The organism is Streptomyces sp. NRRL B-24572 (assembly GCF_002156145.1).
Taxonomy (GTDB): Bacteria; Actinomycetota; Actinomycetes; order Streptomycetales; family Streptomycetaceae; genus Streptomyces; species Streptomyces vietnamensis.
The window spans coordinates 1-17,174 of the sequence record NZ_MWIG01000009.1 but is presented as its reverse complement, the minus strand read 5'-3'; the positions used below and the strand labels follow the sequence as shown (position 1 = coordinate 17,174).

The window sequence follows — 17,174 nt, the reverse complement described above, 5'->3', positions numbered from 1 at the left end:
GTCCCCGCCCGACCTATCGCCTTTGCCGGATGTCGAGTCCCTGACTCCCGCCCGGGGGCCCGGTGCTGCTGCTCGTCCTCTGGCAGGCGAGCAGTACGGCGGGGGTGCTTCCGGCGGACGTGCTCGCCTCGCCGGGGACCATCGCCCGGGCCGCAGGCGAGCTGGTCGGGGACGGGACGCTGCCGACCGCGATGGGCGTCTCGCTGCGCCGGGTCGCCGTGGGGCTGCTCCTCGGCGGGGTGGTGGGGATCGCGCTCGCCCTGGTGTCCGGGCTCTCGCGGCTCGGCGAGGACCTCGTCGACGCCCCCGTGCAGATGCTGCGGACGGTGCCGTGGGTCGGGCTGATCCCGCTGTTCATCATCTGGCTGGGGATCGGCGAGGCGCCCAAGGTCGCGCTGATCGCCCTCGGCGTGGCCTTCCACCTCTACCTGAACGTGTACGCCGGGATCCGGGGCGTCGACGCGGGGCTCGTCGAGGCGGGCGAGTCCCTGGGGCTCGGCCGGTGGGGTCTGGTCCGGCACGTCGTCCTGCCGGGGGCGCTGCCCGGGGCGATGACCGGCCTCCGCTACTCCCTGGCCACGGCCTGGCTCGCGCTCGTCTTCGGCGAGTCGATCAACGCCGACGCCGGGATCGGCTTCCTCATGAACCAGGCGCGGGAGTTCTTCCGCACGGACGTGATCGTCGTCTGCCTGGTCGTCTACGCCTTCCTCGGCCTGCTCGCCGACGCCCTCGTCCGCACTCTCGAAAGGCTCCTGCTGCAATGGCGACCGACCTTCACGGGGCAGTGACCGTCCAGGGCCTCACCCGCTCCTTCGACGGGCGTCCCGTCGTCGACGGGCTCGATCTGACCCTGCGCGCCGGGCAGTTCACGGCGCTCCTCGGACACAGCGGCTGCGGCAAGTCGACCCTCCTGCGGATCCTCGCGGGCCTCGACCGGGAGGTCTCCGGCACGGTCCTGGTGCCGCGCCGCCGCGCGGTCGCCTTCCAGGCCCCGCGCCTCATGCCCTGGAAGAAGGTCTGGCGGAACGTGCTGCTCGGGCTGCCGGGGAAGCCGGACCGCGCGGTGGCGGAGAAGGCGCTCGCCGAGGTGGGGCTCGGCCACCGCTCGGGAGCCTGGCCGAAGACCCTGTCCGGCGGCGAGGCCCAACGCGCCTCTCTCGCCCGGGCGTTGGTGCGCGATCCGGATCTGCTGCTGCTCGACGAGCCGTTCGGCGCGCTCGACGCGCTGACCCGGATCAAGGCCCAGCGGCTCGTGGCCGAGCTGTGGCAGCGGCGCGGCTGCACGGTGCTGCTCGTCACGCACGACGTCGACGAGGCGCTGCTGCTCGCGGACCGCGCGCTGGTGATGCGGGACGGCGTGATCGCGTACGACACCGCCGTCGACCTGGACCGGCCCCGCTCCCCCGGCGATCCCGCGCTCGCCGCGCTCCGCACCCGTCTGCTCGCCGAACTGGGCGTGGCGGATGCCGAGTTCGCCACAAGCGCGACCCTCTGACAGCTTCCATCCGAGGAGAAACCATGAAGTCCTTCCGTCTGTCCGCCGCGGCACTGCTCGTGCCGCTCGCCCTGCTCGCCTCCGCCTGCTCCGGTGCCTCCGCGGCCGGCGACACCACGAACTCCGACGGCAAGGGCTCCCTCGTCCTGAACGTCGGCGACCAGAAGGGCGGCGCCGAGGCCCTGCTGCGTGCCGCCGGTGAGCTCGACGACCTCCCGTACCGGATCAAGTGGTCGACGTTCCCCTCCGGCCCACCGCTCCTGGAAGCGATCAACGCCAAGGCCGTCGACTTCGGCTCCGTCGGCAACACCCCACCCGTCTTCGCGGCCGGCGCCGGCTCGAAGATCACCGTGGTCGCGTCGACGCACGGCGACTCCGCGGGCGAGGCCGTCCTCGTGCCGAAGGACTCGCCGCTGCGCACCGCGCGGGACCTGAAGGGGAAGCGGATCGCCGTCGCCCAGGGGAGCTCCGCCCACTTCCAGCTGATCTCCTCTCTCCGGAAGGCCGGCCTGGGGCTGGACGACGTCCGGGTCAGCCTGCTGCAGCCGGCCGACGCCCTGGCCGCGTTCACCAGCGGCAAGGTCGACGCCTGGGCGGTCTGGGACCCGTACACCTCCCAGGTCCTGCTGAGCGGCAAGGGCCGGGTGCTGACCGACGGGCGCGGCCTCGTCAACGGCCTCGGCTTCCAGGTCGCGGCCCCCTCGGCGCTGGCCGACCGGGAGAAGGCGAAGGCGATCGGCGACCTCGTCGATCGGCTGCGCCGCGCCCAGGGCTGGGTGTTCGACCACCCCGAGGACTGGGCGAAGGCCTGGGCGAAGGAGACCGGGCTGCCGTACGAGGTGGCGCTGGCCGCCGTGAAGCGCAGCAACGGGACCCGTATCCCCGTCGCCCTCGACGACGCGGCGATCGCCTCCGAGCAGAAGATCGCCGACACCTTCGCCGAACTCAAGCTGATCCCCCGCACGTTCCGCTTCGCCGACTACGTCGACACCCGCTTCAACAAGGACCTGCCGCCGTCCACGACCCCGGCGCGCAGCTACGGAAAGGCCTCCTGATGACCGTCCATCTGCACTGGTTCCTGCCGACCGGCGGCGACGGCCGGACCCTCGTCGACCGGCACGCCTACACGGACGGCGGGATCACCCGGGACCGGGCCGTGTCCGGGGTGCGCGCGCCCGACGTCGACTACCTCGTCCAGATCGCCAAGGCGGCCGAGCAACTGGGCTTCGAGGCCGTGCTGACCCCGACCGGCACGTGGTGCGAGGACGCCTGGCTGACGACGGTCGCGCTGGCCCAGCACACCGAACGCCTCAAGTTCCTGGTGGCGTTCCGGCCGGGGGTGATCTCGCCGGTGCTCGCGGCGCAGATGGCGGCCACGTACCAGCGGATCACCCGGGGACGGCTGCTGCTCAACGTCGTGACCGGCGGCGACTCGGCCGAGCAGCGCCGCTTCGGCGACCACCTCGACCACGACCGGCGGTACGCGCGCACGGCCGAGTTCCTCTCGGTGGTGCGGGGCGTGTGGGGCGGGCGGCCGTACGACTTCGAGGGCGAGCACTTCCGGATCGAGGGCGGGCTCACCGCGCTGCCGCCGGACCCGCTGCCCGAGATCTTCTTCGGCGGTTCGTCCGCGGCGGCCGGTCCGGTCGCGGCGGAGCACGCGGACGTGTACCTGACGTGGGGCGAGCCGCCGTGGCAGGTGAAGGAGAAGATCGACTGGATCCGGCGGCTCGCGGAGGAACGAGGCCGGACGGTCCGGTTCGGGATCCGGCTGCACACGATCTCGCGCGATTCGGCGCGCGAGGCCTGGGCGACGGCCGACCGGCTCCTCTCCGATCTCGACGCGGAGACCGTCGCCGCGGCGCAGGAGCTGCTCGGCCGGAGCGAGTCGGTCGGCCAGCAGCGGATGCTGGCGCTGCACGGCGGCGGCTCGCTCGACCGCGACCGGCTGGAGATCTCGCCGAACCTGTGGGCGGGCGTCGGTCTGGTGCGGGGCGGGGCCGGGACCGCCCTCGTCGGCAGCCACGCGGACGTGGCGGACCGGATCGAGGAGTACCACGACCTGGGCGTGGAGCACTTCGTCCTGTCCGGCTACCCGCACCTGGAGGAGGCGTACTGGTTCGGCGAGGGCGTGACGCCCGAGCTCGCGGCGCGCGGACTGCTGCCGTCGGCCCCCGCCTCCCCGTTGCTCGGCGTGCCGGCGGCGAACGGCCGCCCGGCCTCGGCTCCGGGCGGTGCGCCACTGCTCGTGCCCGGCGGGCGTTAGTCCCCGGCCGGCGGGGGTGCGGGAAGAACCGCACCCCCGCCCCGGTTGGTGGAAGCGTGAACGATTTCGGGTTCGAAGAGGTCAGGACGGTGGACGTCGTCGTCATCGGCGCCGGGCAGGCGGGGCTCTCGGCCGCCTTCCACCTGCGGCGCGCCGGCCTGGAGCCGGACCGGGACTTCGTCGTCCTGGACCACGCCCCGAACCCGGGCGGCGCCTGGCAGTTCCGCTGGCCCTCGCTCACGTACGGCAAGGTCCACGGGATGCACGCGCTGCCCGGCATGGAGCTGACCGGGGCCGATCCCGCGCGCCCCTCCTCGGAGGTGATCGGCGCGTACTTCGACACGTACGAGCGGACCTTCGACCTGCGGGTCCACCGGCCCGTCGACGTCACGGCCGTCCGGGAGGGCGAGGGCGGCCGGCTCCGGGTCGAGACCTCGGAGGGCGTGTACGCGACCCGGGCCCTGATCAACGCGACGGGCACCTGGGACCGTCCGTTCTGGCCGCGCTACCCGGGGCAGGAGACCTTCCGGGGCCGCCAGCTGCACACTTCCGGATACCCGGGCCCCGAGGCGTTCGCCGGGAAGCGGGTGCTCGTCGTCGGGGGCGGGGCGTCCGGCACCCAGCACCTCATGGAGATCGCCGAGGTGGCTGCGGAGACGACCTGGGTGACGCGGCGCGAGCCCGTCTACCGAGAGGGCCCCTTCGGCGAGGTGGAGGGCCGCGCGGCCGTCGCCCTGGTCGAGGAGCGGGTGCGGCGCGGGCTGCCGCCGCAGAGCGTCGTCTCGGTCACGGGGCTCCCCCTCAACGACGCGATCCGCGCGGCACGCGCGCGCGGGATCCTGGACCGGCTGCCGATGTTCGACCGGATCACCCCGGCCGGGGTGGCCTGGGACGACGGCCGGACGGTCGACGTGGACGTCATCCTGTGGGCGACCGGTTTCCGGGCGGCGATCGACCATCTGGCGCCGCTGCGGCTGCGGGAGCCGGGCGGCGGCATCCAGGTGGAGGGCACGCGCGCGGTACGGGACGAACGCGTCCACCTCGTCGGCTACGGCCCCTCGGCCTCGACGATCGGCGCCAACCGGGCGGGCCGCGCGGCCGTCTCCGACATCCGCCGCCTCCTGGACCGCGACCGGGTCACCGCACCGACCGTCTGACCTGCCGGTTGCGCGAACCCGGCGACCGCGCACGCGGCGGCGCCGCCGGCCCCCTGGGACGGGGGACCGACGGCGCCGGGCACTGCGATCGTCAGACGAGCCAGCCCAGGAAGTGGAGGACGCCGGCGAGCAGGTTGGTGATGACGTTCATGGTGGTGCTTCTCCTCGTACAGGTACATCAGTGGGACGTGTGCGGTCGCGGTCTGCAGCCCGTCGCTCGCACTCCGTAATCATCCGATGGCGCCCGGGAGTTGAGCAACGAATCCCGGCACGATCACACGTTCTGGGGAACAACCGCTCCCACGTTCGCCTGTTCGGTGCGGGCGTCCCGGCGGACCAGGGCCGCGTACCGCCCGTCCCGGGCGAGCAGCTCCTCGTGCGTCCCGCGCTCCGCTATCCGGCCCGCCTCCAGGACGACGATCTGATCGGCGTCGCGGACGGTGGAGAGCCGGTGGGCGATGGTGATCGTGGTGCGGCCGGCCGACAGGGCGTCGATGGCGCGCTGCACCGCGTGCTCGGTCCGGGTGTCGAGGGCGCTGGTCGCCTCGTCGAGGATCAGCACCGGAGGATCCCGCAGGATGGTGCGCGCGATGGCGAGGCGCTGCTTCTCGCCGCCGGAGAAGCGGTATCCGCGCTCGCCGACGAGGGTGTCGTACCCGTCGGGCAGCGAGGCGATGTGGTCGTGGATCTGGGCGGCGCGCGCGGCGGCCTCTATCTCCTCGTCGGTGGCGTCCGGCTTGGCGAAGCGGAGGTTGTCGGCGACGGAGGCGTGGAAGAGGTACGTCTCCTGGGAGACGACGCCGACCGCGCGGGCGAGGGTGTCGAAGTCCAGGTCGCGCACGTCGACCCCGTCGAGGGTGACGCGACCGCCGGTGACGTCGTACAGCCGGGGCACCAGGTAGCTGAGGGTGGACTTGCCGGAGCCGGTGGGACCGACGACGGCCAGGCTGCCGCCGGCGGGGACGGTCACGTCGATGCCGTCCAGGGTGGGGCGGCCCTGCCCCTCGGGGTCGTAGTGGAACTCGACCTTCTCGAAGGCGACCTCGCCGCGGATCTTCGCCAGCCGGACCGGCTCGTCGGGTTCGGTGATGTCGACGGGCAGGTCGAGGTATTCGAAGATGCGCTGGAAGAGCGCGAGGGAGGTCTGCACCTGCACGCCGGTGGAGAGCAGGCTGACGGCGGGCCGGAAGAGGCCCTGCTGGAGCGAGACGAAGGCGACGAGCGTGCCGAGCGAGATCTCCGAGCCGCCCGAGCCGAGGGCGATGCCGGCGGCCCAGTAGATCAGGGCGGGCATGGCGGCCATGACGATGCCGATGGTGGACATCCGCCACCGTCCGGCCATGGAGGAGCGCACTTCGAGGTCGACGAGGCGCTCGGACTCCTCGGCGAAGGACCTGGTCAGCGAGTCGGCGCGGCCCATGGTGCGGCCGAGCAGGATGCCGCTGACCGAGAGGGACTCGGTGACGGTCGCGGCCATGGCGGCCATCTGCTTCTGACGCTGGGTGGTGATCTTCTTGCGCTCGCGGCCGACGCGCCGGCTGATCCAGACGAAGACCGGCAGCAGGAGCAGCGAGACGAGGGTGAGCCGCCAGTCGAGTGCGAGCATGGCGACGACGGTCGCGACGACGGCGGTGAGGTTGGAGACGAGGGAGGTGGCCGTGGAGGTCACGGTCGCCTGCATGCCGCCGATGTCGTTGGCGATGCGGGACTGGACCTCGCCCGTACGCGTGCGCGTGAAGAAGGCGAGCGGCATCCGCTGGAGCTGCTCGTAGACCCCGGTGCGCAGGTCGTGCATGACGCGCTGGCCGACGGTGGTCGAGATGAGGGTCTGGAGCACGCCGAAGACGCTGGTGAGGACGGCGGTGGCGATCATGCCGAGGGCGAGCAGGCTGAGCAGCCCGGTGCGGCCCTGGGGGATCGCGACGTCCAGGATCTCCCGGAGGAGGAACGGCGAGGCGACCGACACGAGCGAGGCGGCGCCGACCAGGAGGCCGACGAGCGCGAGGCGCGCGCGGTAGGGGCGGAAGAGCCGAAGGATCCGCCGCACCTGGGCGGGCTCCTTGGGCTGGCCGGAGTCGCGGGGCGGGGGCGTCCAGTCGGACTGGTCGTGGGGGCGCATGGGCTCCTTCGGGAGATGGGACGGTCGATGAAGACCATAGCTCATTGTTACCTATACTCACAATGAACATGGTCCTGATATTGTTCCCGCATGAGCACCTCCGACCGTCCGAGCAGCCCTGAGCGACCGAGCGGGACCGACACCGACGGCCTCCTCGCCGAGCAGCTGCTGCGGCTCACCCGGCGCCTGCACCGCATCCAGAAGCGCCACCTGGAGCCGGTCGGCATCACGCCCGCGCAGTCCCGGCTCCTGCGCACGGTCGCGCACTTCGGGGAGCCGCCCCGGATGGCCGACCTCGCGGCCCGCCTCGAGGTCGTCCCGAGGGCCGTGACCAGTCTCGTCGACGGCCTCGAAGCCGGCGACCGGGTGCGCCGGGTGCCCGACCCGAACAACCGCCGGGTGGTGCGGATCGAGCTCACCGACGCGGGCCGCGCCACGCTGCGCGAGCTGCGCAGCGCGCGCCGGGCCGCCGCAGAGGACATCCTTGCTCCATTGACCGTCGAACAGCGCGAGGTGCTCGAGGGTCTGCTGTCCGCCCTGGTCGACCCCGGCCCGGAGCGCGGCTGCTGACCCGTCGGGTGCGGGGACGCGCCGAATGGGGAGTCGTGACATGCCGCTGTTTGAGCCCGACCCGCAGGCCCTCCGTCCCGGTACGAAGCGGACCCCCGCCCCGGACCGCGTGCCGGAGCTCCAGGCCCGGGGCACGCCGCGGCGGCTGCGCGAGGAGCTCACCGATCTCCTCGGCCCCGGGAAGGTCCTGTCGAAGGTCTCCGACCTGGTGCGCTACGCCTCGGACGCGAGCCCGTACCGCTTCGTCCCGCAGGTCGTCGTGGTCGCCGAGGACATCGACGACGTCTCCACCGTCCTGTCGTACGCCCACGGCAAGGGCCGCGAGGTGGTCTTCCGGGCCGCCGGGACCAGCCTGAACGGGCAGGCGCAGGGCGAGGACATCCTCGTGGACGTGCGCCGCCACTGGGCGGGCGTCGAGGTCCTGGACGGCGGCGCCCGGGCCAGGATCCGGCCCGGCACCACCGTGGTGCGGGCCAATGCCGCGCTCGCCCCGCACGGACGGGTCCTGGGGCCCGATCCGGCCAGCGCGGTCGCCTGCACGATCGGCGGGGTCGTCGCCAACAACGCCTCGGGCATGACGGCCGGCACCACCCGGAACTCGTACCGCACCCTCGCCTCCCTCACCGTCGTGCTGCCGAGCGGGACCGTGGTCGACACGGCGGACCCGGACGCCGACGAGGAGCTCGCGCGCGCCGAGCCGAGGCTGTGCGCGGAGCTGATGGCGCTGAAGGCGGAGATCGAGGCGGACGCCGAGCTGACGGCCCGGATCCGCGCCAAGTACGCCATCAAGAACACCAACGGCTACCGGCTCGACGCCTTCCTCGACGGCGACACCCCGGTGCGGATCCTGCGCGGCCTGATGGTCGGCTCCGAAGGCACCTTCGGCTTCATCTCCGAGGTCGTCTTCGACACCCTGCCGCTGGACCGCGAGGTGTCCACGGCCCTGCTCTTCTTCCCCTCGCTGCCGGCCGCCGCCGCGGCCGTGCCCCTGTTCAACGAGGCCGGGGCGCTCGCCGTCGAGCTGATGGACGGCAACACGCTGCGGGCCTCGGTGCGGGTGTCGGGCGTGCCCGCCGACTGGGCGGAGCTGCCGAAGGAGACGGCGGCGCTCCTGGTCGAGTTCCGGGCCCCGGACGCACCGGCCCTGGAGGCGTACGAGCGGGCGGCGCGGGCCGTGCTCGACGGTCTCGACCTGGTCGCCCCGGTGGCCTCCGTGGAGAACGCCTTCACCCGCGACCCGAGGCGGATCTCCGGCTACTGGAAGGCCCGCAGGGCCTTCGTGACGGCGGTCGGCGGTTCCCGCCCCTCCGGTACGACCCTGATCACCGAGGACTTCGCGGTGCCGCCGGACCGGCTCGCGGAGGCCTGCGCCTCGCTGCTCGACCTCCAGGCCCGGCACGGCTTCGACGCGGCCGTGGCCGGCCACGCGGCCCACGGCAACCTCCACTTCCTGCTCGCCTTCGACGCGGCCGACCCCTCCGACGTCCAGCGGTACGCGGCCTTCATGGACGAGTTCTGCAAGCTGACCGTGGAGTGCTTCGACGGCTCGCTGAAGGCCGAGCACGCCACCGGCCGCAACATCGCGCCCTTCCTGGAGCTGGAGTGGGGGGCGAAGGCGACCGAGCTGATGTGGCGGGTCAAGGAGGCCATCGACCCGGCCGGTGTGCTCGCCCCGCGGATCGTTCTCGACCGCGATCCGCAGGCCCATCTGCGCGGTCTGAAGACGATCCCGGCCGTGGAGCGGATCGCCGATCCCTGCATCGAGTGCGGATTCTGCGAACCGACCTGCCCCAGCCACGACCTGACGACCACTCCGCGCCAGCGGATCGTGCTGCGCCGGGAGATGATGCGCCAGCCCGACGGCTCCCCCGTCGAGGTCCGGCTCCTGGAGTCGTACGGCTACGACGCCGTCGACACCTGCGCCGGCGACTCCACCTGCAAGCTGGCCTGCCCGGTCGGGATCGACACGGGGGCGCTGATGAAGGAGTTCCGGCACGAGCGGCACTCGCCGCGCGAGGAGCGGATCGCCGCCCTGGCCGCGAGGAACTTCCGCGCCGTGGAGGCCTCCGCGCGGCTCGCGGTCGCCGCCGCGGACCGGATCGGCGACCGGGTCCTGGGATCGGTGACGGGCCTCGCCCGCAGGGCCGTCCGCCCCGACCTCGTACCGGAGTGGCTGCCCGAGCTCCCGGCCGCTGCGGCCCGGCGGCTGCCCCGCACCCACCGCCCGGCGGCGGCCGCCGTCTACTACCCGGCCTGTGTGAACCGCATCTTCGGCGACCCGGACGGCGAGCGCGGGCCCTCGCTCCCGGAGGCCGTCGTCGCCGTGTCCGCGCGGGCCGGGCGGCCGGTGTGGATCCCCGACGACGTGGCCGGAACGTGCTGCGCGACGATCTGGCACTCCAAGGGGTACGAGCGGGGCAACGAGCTGATGGCGAACCGGATCGTCGAGGCCGCCTGGGGCTGGACGGCCGGCGGGAAGCTGCCGCTCGTGGTGGACGCCTCCTCCTGCACCCTCGGGATCGCCCACGAGGTGGTGCCGTACCTGACGGAGGACAACCGGGAGCTGCACGCCGAACTGACCGTGGTGGACTCGCTGGTGTGGGCGGCGGACGAGCTGCTCCCCCGGCTCGACGTGCGGCGCCGCGTCGCCTCGGCCGTGGTCCATCCGACCTGCTCGATGCGGCACCTGGGAGACGAGGAGAAGCTCACCGCGCTCGCCGAGGCCTGCGCGGAGGAGGTCGTCGTCCCCGCCGACGCGGGCTGCTGCGCCTTCGCGGGCGACCGGGGGATGCTGCATCCGGAGCTGACGGCCTCGGCGACGGCCCGCGAGGCGGCCGAGGTCACGGCCCGGCCGTTCGACCTCCACCTCTCGGCCAACCGGATGTGCGAGATCGGGATGGACCGGGCGACGGGCCGGAGCTACGGCTCGGTGCTGCTCGCCCTGGAGCGCGCGACCCGCCCCTGACCGTCCGTCAGCCGGTCCCTCCCCCGGCGGGCGGGGCCCCTCACCCCGAGCGGTGAGGGGCCCTTCGTATGTTCGAGTGATCATCGGCGGCCGGTGCGGCTCGGCGGCGGAACCGGAACAGTATGGTCCAACCACCCGTCGCGAGAAGGGAGGTTCCATGGACGACCAGACACCCCGCGCCCCGAGCCGCCGCAAGGTCCTCAGGACCACTGCGGGAGCCGCCGGAACGGGCCTCGGCATCGGCGCCCTGAGCGGCCGGACCGCACAGGCCGCCACCGAATCCGCCCCCTCGGCCCCGCCGGGATCCGCCGCCGTGCCGAAGCGCCGCGGCGCCACCATGGCCGGGGTCCCGTTCGAGGGCCGTTCCACCGTCCGGATCGGCATCGTCGGGCTCGGCAACCGCGGCGCGAGCATGATCGGCAACTTCCTCGCCCTCCCCTGGGTCCGGGTGGTCGCCGTCTGCGACCCGGTGCGCGAGAAGGCCGAGCGGGCCGCCTCGACCGTCGTCGCCGCCGGACAGCCCGCCCCCGCCCTGTACACCCACGGCGAGGAGGACTACGAGAACCTCTGCACCCGCACGGACCTCGACTTCGTCTACGTGGCGACGCCCTGGGAGACCCACTTCGCGATCGCCAGGGCGGCGATGCTGGGCGGCAAGCACGTCGGCGTGGAGTGTCCGGTCGCGATGGAGCTCGCCGACCTGTGGGAGCTCGTCGACCTGTCGGAGCAGACCCGCCGCCACTGCATGCAGTTGGAGAACTGCTGCTACGGGCGGAACGAGATGCGGGTGCTGCGGATGGCGCACGCGGGCAGGTTCGGGGAGCTGCTGCACGGCGCGGGGGCGTACAACCACGACCTGCGCGGCCTGATGTTCTCGCCGACGTACTACGAGGGGCCGTGGCGGCGCCTGTGGCACACGCGGCTGCGCGGGGACCTCTACCCCAACCACGGCTTCGGTCCGGTCGCCAACTACATGGACGTCAACCGGGGCGACCGGGTGGTGAGCATCAGCAGCTTCGGCACTCCGGCGCTCGGCCTCGCCGAGTACCGCGCGGCGAACATGCCGCCCGGCGATCCGAGCTGGAAGGAGACGTACATCGAGAGCGACCGGACGATCAGCATGGTCCGGACGTCCAAGGGCCGGCTGATCCGCCTCGAACACGACGTCTCCACGCCGCACCCGTACAGCAGGATCAACAGCCTGGGCGGGACGCGGGGGGTCTTCGAGGACTACCCGGCCCGGATCTATCTGGAGCCGGACCACAAGGACGACGTGTGGGGCGACTTCTCGGCGTATGCAACCGAGTTCGACCACTGGCTGTGGAAGGAGCACGCCAACCCGCCGGGCGGTCACGGCGGCATGGACTACATCATGGTCTACCGCCTGATGCAGTGCCTCCAGCTGGGCCTTCCGCCGGACTTCGACGTGTACGACGCGGCGACCTGGACGGCTCCGGTGCCGCTCAGCCACGCGTCGATCAAGGCGAACGGGGCGCCGCAGGAGATCCCCGACTTCACCCGCGGCGAGTGGCAGAAGGCCCGCGCGGGCGTGGACTCGGCGAAGCCCGCCTGACGGGTCCGTGCCGCCCCGGCCCCTCGCCGCGAGGGGCCGGGGCGGCCGTGTGCCTCAGCAGCGCCGCAGGTCCTGGGTGACCGTGCCCTGGACGGTCGTCAGGCTCCGGTCGTAGCAGCCGTCGGAGCCGTACAGGCGGTAGCGCTCGGTGCTGGTGCCGACCGCGTGCCGCTGGTCGCGCGGGACGCCGAGGGTGAAGGAGGCGTCGCCGGTGTACGTGTCGTCGAGGCGCGACCAGGACAGCCGCTTGTCTCCCCGGACCACGTCGACGGCGGCGCGGTCGCCGACGGTGAGGACGGTCCGCAGGCGGTTCGCGGCGTCGACGGAGATCTCGCCGTCCATGGTGTACGTGTGCCGGGTGCGGGTCGCGGTCCGGCCGACGGTCACGGTCTCGTCGTCGGTCCAGCGGGCGGTGAGCGCGTCCGGGTTCTCGTCGGCGCCCCAGCGGTGCGTGGAGCGGTGGTCGACGGTACGGGTGACGGTCGTGGCGACCCGGCCGTGCGAGGTGTTCAGGTGCCCGGCGACGGTGAGCGTGTCGCCGCCGGTGGTCTCCAGGACGTCGGGCGAACCGGCCGTGTACACGGCGGAGTTGCGCGGGGTGCCGGGCTCGTGCCGGTCCAGGGCGCCGGTGACGACCTCGCTGCCCTCGTCCTGCCAGAGGAGCACGTTGGTGGGGACGCTCCAGCCGGACTGCCCGGCGGGGACGCCGGCGACGGAGACCTCGACGCGGTGGGCCGCGCCGTCGTTGAACAGGGCCGCGAAGGGCGTCAGGTCGTAGGTGATCGGCTGTACGTCGAAGGCGCGCGGCGCGGGCGTCACGTACCAGAGGAAGGGGTTGGACCAGCCGCCGGTCCACACGTGCGGGAAGGGGGCCGCGATGCCGGCGAGCTTCCCGTCGACGGAGATCCGCACCTCCCGGTAGGGCCCGTCGGCGGCCTTGCAGGAGTAGGGGGCGGCGTCGGGGACGGTGAGGTACCAGAACTCCTCGCAGCCGCCGCCGGATCCGGTGGCGTACACCTCGGCGAGGACGCGTTCGGTGTTGCGCGGGGTGGTGAGGGTGGCGCCGGTGAGCGGGACGACCCGGTCGGGGGTGCCGGCGGCGGGCTTCACGCGGCCCTCGGCGGTGTGGAAGGTGAGGGTGACGCGGACGTCGATGACACCGGTGTACGTCTCGTTGACGACGTTGCCGATGAGCATCTCGACGGGCTGCGGGCGGCTGAGGGTGTCGCGGTAGCGGGTGACGTCCTTCTCCACGGACCAGCTGATGCCGTCGGGAGAGGGCTCGGGGGTGGAGGTGCGGAGGACCTCGACGCCGCCGAGGGTCAGGTAGCCGAGCCGGTCGTACTGGCGGCCCTTGACCTGTCCGTCGAGGCGCAGGACGACCTTGTTCCAGCCCTTGCCCGTGCCGCACTCCTTCGGAGGGGTGTAGCTCCCCCGGTACGGGGTGAAGTCGCGGAACTGGGTGGCGGCGAGGGTGACCTCGCAGCTGCGGGTCCCGGGGGTGTCGACGGGCGGGGCGGCGGTGACCGGGTCGTGCCAGTCGGTGGTGAACTCGGCGGGGGGCGTCGGGCCGGTCGGACCGTCGGCGGCGGCCGGGTGGGCGGTGAACAGCGCGCCGGCGGCGAGCACCAGACCGCCGATCACGCTTGTGATCTTGAGTGATCTCATGGGGCGGAAGTGAAGCGCGGTCGCGGCGCGCGGTCCAGAGGACGATGAGCGGACATGGCGCGATCTGTTCCCTCCTGGGGAAAATCGATTGCCGCACCGGGGGGAAAAAGCGAACCTTGCACGGTTTCCCCGTCGTGGTCGCACACCGCCGTGGCACACCACCGGCGCGCGATCTTCCAGAACAGACCCGGAGATCCTGGGCAGCCATGCAGATTCGAGATCTTCCCTACGCAGATCCGGGGGTCCCCGACGTCCGCTCGGGCACCCGGTTCCTCCTCTGGCTCGGCCGACAACAGCTCGGCGGGCAGGTGAAATCCCTGCTCTGGGGGCTGCTGCACCATCTGGGCATCGCCGGCCTGCCGCTCGGCGTCGGCCTCGCCGTCCAGGCGGTCGTGGACCGCGACGGTGGACGGCTCGCCCTCGCCGGGGTGCTGCTCGTGGCCCTCGGGGCGGCGATCGCGGCCGGCGACGTCATGCTCCACCGCACCGCCGTCACCAACTGGATCACCGCCGCCGCCCGGGTGCAGCAGCTCCTCTCCCGCAAGACCGCGGAACTGGGCTCGGTCCTGACCCGGCGGGTCGCCGCCGGAGAAGTCGTCGCCGTGTCGACGGGTGACGTCGAGCGGATCGGCTGGTTCGTCGAGGCGCTGTCGCGGTTCGCCGCGGCCGCCGTCACCCTCGTGGTCATCTGCGTGGGCCTCGTCGTCTACCAGCCGGCCCTGGGTGTCGTGGTCGCCGCCGGCATCCCTGTCCTCGCCCTCGCCGTGCTGCCGCTGCTCCCCCGCGCCACCCGCCGGGCGGACGTCCAGCGCGAGAAGGCCGGCAAGGCCACCGAGCTGGCCTCCGACACGGTCGCCGGACTCCGCGTGCTGCGCGGCATCGGCGGCGAGGAGCTCTTCCTCGGCCGCTACCGCGCCGCCTCCCAGGAGGTCCGCGCGGCCGCCGTGCACAGCGCGCGGATGTGGGCGCTGATCTCCGCGATCCAGGTCGTGCTGCCGGGCCTGCTGCTCATCGCCGTGGTGGCGTACGGCACGAAGCTCGCGCTCGACGGACGCATCGAGGTCGGCCAGCTGGTCACCGTCTACAGCGCGGTGGCCCTCACCCATCACGCGCTGCGGAACTTCGAGGAGATCGCCCAGGCCTTCTCCTTCTCCCGGCCATCCGCGAAGCGGGCCGCCCGGGTGCTCTCCCTGATCCGCACGACGAGCACGGTCCCGACGCCCCGCGAGGTGGAGGCCGGCGGCGACCTGTACGACCCGCTGACCGGGCTGCGCGCCCCCGCAGGGCTGTTCACGGCCATCGTCTGCGGCGATCCGGACGTGGCCGGGCGGCTCGCGGACCGGCTCGGCGGCCACCCGACGGAACCGGACGCCGATCACACCTCGGTGCTGTTCGGCGGGGTGCCGCTCGACGAACTGCCGCTGGAGGACGCCCGTGCCGTCGTCCTCGTCCAGGACAAGGAGCCGGTGCTGCTCTCGGGCTCCCTCTGCGAGCTCCTCGACGTTCCCACGTCGGGCAAGGTCCGGGCCGAGCATGCGCTCGCCGCCGCCCGGTGCGACGACGTCCTCGACGCGCTCGCGCAGGCCTCCGTCGCCACCGGCGGCGACCCGATGCTCACCCGCATCACGGAGCGGGGCCGCTCGCTCTCCGGCGGGCAGCGCCAGCGGCTCGCCCTCGCCCGGTCGCTCGTCGCCGACCCCGAGGTGCTCGTCCTGGACGAGCCGACCTCGGCGGTCGACGCGCACACCGAGGCCGCCGTCGCGAGCGGGATCGCGGAGCTGCGCAGGACGAGGACCACCGTGGTCCTCGCGTCCTCGCCGCTGCTCCTCGACCGCGCCGACCGGGTCGTCCTGGTCCACGAGGGCCAGGCGGTCGCCGTCGGCAGCCACCGGGGGCTGCTCGCCACGGAGCCGCGCTACCGCGCGGTCGTCAGCCGCGAGACGGACGGGGAGCTCGCCACGTCCGGCGGACCCGCCGTCGAACTCGACGCACTGGAAGGGGAATCGGCATGATCGGCCTGGCGCCGCCGGAGTTCGACCCGGCGGCCCCGAAGACGGCGACGACGCTGCCCGTCGCCGGGACCGCCACCGTCCGCGGCTACGTCCGCGAGCTGCTGCGCCGGCACCGCCGGGCGTTCGCGCTGCTCATCGGGGTGAACGCGGTCGCCGTGACCGCCTCGATGGCCGGCCCGTACCTGCTGGGTTCGGTGGTGGACGGCCTCGCGGACGGGGTCCGCGACCTCCATCTGGAGCGTACGGTCGCGCTGTTCGCGGTCGCGCTGCTCGTCCAGACGGTGTTCACGCGGCTGGTCCGGCTGCGCGGTGCGATGCTCGGCGAGGAGATGCTCGCGGATCTGCGCGAGGACTTCCTCGTCCGCGCGGTCGGCCTGCCGCCCGGCGTCCTCGAACGGGCCGGGACGGGCGATCTGCTCTCCCGGATCACCACGGACGTCGACCGCCTCGCCAACGCGATGCGCGAGGCCGTGCCCCAGCTGGTGATCGGGGTCGTCTGGGCCGGGCTGCTGCTCGGCGGCCTCGCGGTGACCGCGCCCCCGCTCGCGCTCGCCGCGCTGGTCGCGGCGCCGCTGCTGATCGTGGGCTGCCGCTGGTACTTCAAGCGGGCGCCGTCCGCGTACCGCGCGGAGTCCGCGGGCTACGCGGCGGTGGCCGGCGCGCTCGCCGAGACCGTCGACGCGGGCCGCACGGTCGAGGCGCACCGCCTCGGCAGGCGGCGGATCGCGCTGTCGGACCGGCGGATCTCGGAGTGGGTGGCCTGGGAGCGGTACACGCTCTTCCTGCGCTCGGTGCTCTTCCCCGTCATCAACCTGACGCACACCACGGTGCTGTGCGCGGTCCTGCTGCTGGGCGGGGTGTTCGTGCTCCAGGGCTGGATCGACGTGGGGCAGCTGACGACGGGCGCGCTCCTCGCGCAGATGCTGGTGGACCCGGTCGGGATCGTGCTGCGGTGGTACGACGAACTCCAGGTCGCGCAGGTGTCGCTGGCCCGGCTGGTCGGCGTCCGGGAGATCGAGCCGGACGCGGGCGACCGGGAGGTGCGGCCCGAGGGCCGCGCGGTGGAGGCGGACGGGGTCCGCTTCGGCTACCGCGAGGGCGTCGACGTGCTGCACGAGGTGTCCCTGACGGTGGCGCCCGGCACCCGCCTCGCGCTGGTCGGACCGTCGGGCGCGGGCAAGTCCACGCTTGGCCGGCTGCTCGCGGGGATCTACGCCCCGCAGGCGGGTTCGGTCACCCTCGGCGCGGCCGAGCTGGCCCGGATGCCCGCCGAGCGGGTCCGCGAGCACGTGGCCCTGGTCAACCAGGAGCACCACGTCTTCGTGGGCTCCCTCCGCGACAATCTGCTC

General features: G+C 73.3%; 12 protein-coding genes. 10 read left to right on the top strand and 2 right to left on the bottom strand.

Annotated elements, in window-relative coordinates; all coding sequences use genetic code 11:
• Positions 1–62: 62 nt before the first annotated feature.
• The 5 genes from CCN56_RS00650 to CCN56_RS00630 are packed head-to-tail and all read left to right on the top strand — an operon-like array spanning position 63 to position 4,918.
• Complete coding sequence (locus CCN56_RS00650; RefSeq protein WP_086822124.1) at positions 63–788, top strand: ABC transporter permease; 726 nt, start codon at positions 63–65, stop codon at positions 786–788.
• Positions 761–1,495, top strand: coding sequence for an ABC transporter ATP-binding protein (locus CCN56_RS00645; RefSeq protein ID WP_086822121.1), 735 nt, complete (start codon positions 761–763; stop codon positions 1,493–1,495). The genes CCN56_RS00650 and CCN56_RS00645 overlap by 28 nt, the downstream gene beginning before the upstream one ends.
• Before the next feature lie 23 nt (positions 1,496–1,518).
• The gene (locus tag CCN56_RS00640) at positions 1,519–2,550 is read left to right on the top strand and encodes an ABC transporter substrate-binding protein (RefSeq protein ID WP_086822118.1); all 1,032 of its coding nucleotides are present in this window, start codon (positions 1,519–1,521) and stop codon (positions 2,548–2,550) included.
• Positions 2,550–3,761, top strand: coding sequence for an LLM class flavin-dependent oxidoreductase (locus CCN56_RS00635; protein WP_086822115.1), 1,212 nt, complete (start codon positions 2,550–2,552; stop codon positions 3,759–3,761). Before CCN56_RS00640 ends, CCN56_RS00635 begins: the two co-directional genes overlap by 1 nt.
• Before the next feature lie 56 nt (positions 3,762–3,817).
• Positions 3,818–4,918 carry an NAD(P)-binding domain-containing protein gene (locus CCN56_RS00630; RefSeq protein WP_086822112.1) on the top strand — a complete coding sequence of 367 codons (1,101 nt, stop codon included), beginning with the start codon at positions 3,818–3,820 and terminating at the stop codon, positions 4,916–4,918.
• Between the two features lie 274 nt (positions 4,919–5,192).
• Here CCN56_RS00630 and CCN56_RS00625 read toward each other — a convergent pair whose 3' ends face one another.
• Entirely contained in the window at positions 5,193–7,037 is a 1,845-nt protein-coding gene (locus CCN56_RS00625; RefSeq protein ID WP_086822109.1) for an ABC transporter ATP-binding protein, read from the bottom strand.
• A 90-nt stretch (positions 7,038–7,127) separates the two neighbouring features.
• Here CCN56_RS00625 and CCN56_RS00620 point away from each other — a divergent pair, with 90 nt between their 5' ends.
• The 3 genes from CCN56_RS00620 to CCN56_RS00610 all read left to right on the top strand — a co-directional run bounded on the left by CCN56_RS00620 (position 7,128) and on the right by CCN56_RS00610 (position 12,145).
• A complete protein-coding gene (locus CCN56_RS00620) occupies positions 7,128–7,607 on the top strand; it encodes a MarR family winged helix-turn-helix transcriptional regulator (protein WP_086822107.1) in 480 nt (159 codons plus the stop codon).
• A 40-nt stretch (positions 7,608–7,647) separates the two neighbouring features.
• On the top strand, positions 7,648–10,572 hold the full coding sequence (locus CCN56_RS00615; protein ID WP_086822104.1) for an FAD-binding and (Fe-S)-binding domain-containing protein: 2,925 nt from the start codon (positions 7,648–7,650) through the stop codon (positions 10,570–10,572).
• 157 nt (positions 10,573–10,729) lie between these two features.
• Positions 10,730–12,145, top strand: a complete 1,416-nt coding sequence (locus tag CCN56_RS00610; protein ID WP_086822101.1) for a Gfo/Idh/MocA family protein — start codon at positions 10,730–10,732, stop codon at positions 12,143–12,145.
• A gap of 54 nt (positions 12,146–12,199) precedes the next feature.
• On the opposite strand, the gene CCN56_RS00605 is transcribed toward CCN56_RS00610, so the two are convergent.
• On the bottom strand, positions 12,200–13,813 hold the full coding sequence (locus tag CCN56_RS00605) for a peptide-N4-asparagine amidase (protein ID WP_086822099.1): 1,614 nt from the start codon (positions 13,811–13,813) through the stop codon (positions 12,200–12,202).
• A 206-nt stretch (positions 13,814–14,019) separates the two neighbouring features.
• Here CCN56_RS00605 and CCN56_RS00600 point away from each other — a divergent pair, with 206 nt between their 5' ends.
• Both CCN56_RS00600 and CCN56_RS00595 read left to right on the top strand, forming a co-directional pair.
• Positions 14,020–15,825, top strand: coding sequence for an ABC transporter ATP-binding protein (locus CCN56_RS00600; RefSeq protein WP_086822096.1), 1,806 nt, complete (start codon positions 14,020–14,022; stop codon positions 15,823–15,825).
• A partial coding sequence (locus tag CCN56_RS00595) for an ABC transporter ATP-binding protein (RefSeq protein ID WP_086822127.1) occupies positions 15,822–17,174 on the top strand: 1,353 nt, incomplete at its 3' end. The genes CCN56_RS00600 and CCN56_RS00595, both read left to right, overlap by 4 nt.